This is a genomic window from Marinimicrobium sp. UBA4209 (assembly GCF_002381585.1).
GTDB classification, from domain to species: Bacteria; Pseudomonadota; Gammaproteobacteria; order Pseudomonadales; family Cellvibrionaceae; genus Marinimicrobium; species Marinimicrobium koreense.
Genome location: NZ_DFTP01000074.1, coordinates 266 through 2,997, shown reverse-complemented (window position 1 = coordinate 2,997; position 2,732 = coordinate 266). Strand labels below are relative to the sequence as shown.

General features: G+C 57.0%; 3 protein-coding genes and 1 pseudogene. All 4 read left to right on the top strand.

The features are described from left to right. Window positions 1-1,293, top strand: a pseudogene (locus tag B3187_RS11035) (DNA-directed RNA polymerase subunit beta'); the annotation flags it as partial. Between the two features lie 188 nt (window positions 1,294-1,481). Further along, on the top strand, window positions 1,482-1,853 hold the full coding sequence (gene rpsL, locus B3187_RS11030; RefSeq protein WP_024462568.1) for a 30S ribosomal protein S12: 372 nt from the start codon (window positions 1,482-1,484) through the stop codon (window positions 1,851-1,853). A gap of 147 nt (window positions 1,854-2,000) precedes the next feature. Then, complete coding sequence (gene rpsG, locus B3187_RS11025) at window positions 2,001-2,471, top strand: 30S ribosomal protein S7 (RefSeq protein WP_024462567.1); 471 nt, start codon at window positions 2,001-2,003, stop codon at window positions 2,469-2,471. Between the two features lie 94 nt (window positions 2,472-2,565). Next, a partial coding sequence (locus tag B3187_RS11020) for a GTP-binding protein (RefSeq protein ID WP_286806448.1) occupies window positions 2,566-2,732 on the top strand: 167 nt, incomplete at its 3' end.

Below are 2,732 nucleotides of genomic sequence, written 5' to 3'. Positions count from 1 at the left end.
CGTTCCGGTGAGCTGGCTGTGGCCGATGCTGCCGGCAGTGAGCGTGAGCGTTACAAGATTCCTTACGGCGCCCTGATTACCGTCAAGGATGGAGACCAGGTTGACGGTGGACAGATCATCGCCAAGTGGGATCCGCACACTCACCCGATCGTGAGCGAAGTGGCCGGTAAGGTGCGCTTCTCCGGAATGGAGGATGGTCTGTCGGTTCGTCGTCAGACCGATGAGCTGACCGGCTTGAGTTCCATTGAGGTTCTGGATCCAGCGGAGCGTCCATCGGCCGGTAAAGATCTGCGCCCGGCGGTGACTTTGGTGGATGAGGCGGGGAATGAGCTTATTCAAGCCAACTCCAATGCGCCAGCCCACTACCTGTTACCGGCCAAGTCGATCCTGAGCATTGCCGATAACGATGACATTCAGGTGGGTGACGTTATTGCCCGTATCCCGCAGGAAGGTTCCAAGACCCGGGATATTACCGGTGGTCTGCCGCGCGTGGCCGACCTGTTCGAAGCCCGTAAGCCGAAAGAGCCGTCCATTCTGGCGGAAATCTCCGGTACCGTCAGCTTCGGCAAGGAAACCAAAGGTAAGCGTCGTCTGGTGATTACCCCGACGGACGGCCAGCCGTTGCCGGATGGTTCCACGCATTACGAGGTGCTGATTCCGAAGCATCGCCAGTTGAACGTGTTTGAAGGTGAGAAAGTCGAGAAAGGCGAAATGATCTCGGACGGCCCGAGCAATCCGCACGATATTCTGCGGCTGCAGGGTATTGAGGCTCTGGCTCACTACATCACCAACGAAATTCAGGATGTTTACCGTCTGCAGGGCGTGAAAATCAACGACAAGCACGTTGAGACCATCGTTCGTCAGATGCTGCGCAAGGTTGAGATCACCGAAATGGGCGATTCCAGCTTTGTGAAGGGTGAGCAGGTTGAATTGAGCGCCGTTCTGGAAGAAAACGAGCGTCTGCGTGCAGAGGATCGTCAGCCGGCCCAGTTTGAGCGTCTGTTGTTGGGTATTACCAAGGCGTCTCTGGCGACCGAGTCGTTCATCTCGGCGGCATCGTTCCAGGAGACCACGCGGGTGCTTACCGAAGCGGCTGTCACTGGCAAGAAAGACGTGCTGGCAGGTCTGAAAGAGAACGTGGTCGTGGGTCGTCTGATCCCGGCCGGTACCGGTCTGGCCTACCATGCCGAGCGTAAGCGCCGTCGCGACACAGCTCTCAATGCCCCGGATTCGGGCGTGAGTGCTGAGGATGTCGAAGCGGCGCTGACTGAGGCATTGAAGTCCAGCAGCTAACAGAAAGTGGTGGCGGGTCGGCTTTCGCCGGGCCCGCCAGGCGCTGAGGGACACTTTGGCTTGACGCTGGAGGTTGACCTCATTACAATGCGCCACCCACTTTTTCCAAAGTGGGGAGCGGACTTGACCGCTCTCTTTAATCAAGCCTTCCAGGGGAAGGCGTTTTTATACTTGTGGAGTTTATTTTCATGGCAACGATCAACCAGTTGGTTCGTAAGCCGAGAAAACGCAGGGTTCAAAAGAGCGACGTTCCCGCTCTGCAAGCCAACCCTCAGAAGCGCGGCGTTTGCACCCGCGTTTACACCACCACGCCGAAGAAGCCTAACTCGGCCTTGCGTAAGGTTTGCCGTGTGCGCCTGACCAATGGTTTCGAAGTGTCTTCTTACATCGGTGGTGAAGGGCACAACTTGCAGGAGCACAGCGTTGTTCTGATCCGTGGTGGCCGAGTGAAGGACTTGCCGGGTGTGCGTTATCACACTGTGCGCGGTTCTCTGGACACCTCCGGGGTCAACAACCGTAAGCAGGGTCGTTCCAAGTACGGTACCAAGCGACCCAAGTAACCCTGAGCGGGCCATCTGGCTCCCCGGGTTGTTATGCGTTTTCGGCGGCGCCCCCATGGGCGCGAACCGAGTAAGGCTAAGCGCGGTGCTGACCTGATGGGATAGTGACCGGAGTCTTAGACAAATCCTGAAGAGAGGCTATTTAAGATGCCAAGAAGAAGAGTTGTCGCCAAGCGCGAAGTTCTGCCGGATCCTAAGTACGGCAATGTGACGCTGGCGAAATTTATGAACCACGTGATGGTCAGCGGGAAGAAGTCCGTGGCCGAGCGTATTGTGTACGGTGCTCTGGAGTCGGTTGAGTCCAAGCTGAATCGTGACCCCATCGAAGTGTTCGATGAGGCGCTGGAAAACATTGCACCGCTGGTGGAAGTTAAGTCCCGCCGCGTGGGTGGTGCCACCTATCAGGTGCCGGTTGAAGTACGCCCGAGCCGTCGTATTGCCCTGGCAATGCGTTGGTTGGTGGATTTCTCTCGCGGTCGTAGCGAGAAATCCATGCCACAGCGTCTGGCCGGTGAGTTGATCGATGCCTCCCAAGGCAAAGGTGCAGCGGTCCGTAAGCGTGAAGATGTTCACCGTATGGCCGAGGCCAACAAGGCCTTCTCGCACTATCGTTTCTAAGGCCGTCGCCTGAAAAGCCGATAGGTAGAGAGGGTGAGGCAGCCAAGTGGCTGCCTTTTCCCGTTTTAATGAATTAGCAATTGGGGAGACTGTCGTGGCACGTAAAACTCCTATCGCACGCTACCGTAACATTGGTATCTGCGCCCACGTAGATGCGGGTAAGACCACCACTACCGAACGAGTTCTGTTCTACACCGGTCTGTCTCACAAAGTGGGTGAGGTGCACGATGGTGCCGCCACCATGGACTGGATGGAGCAGGA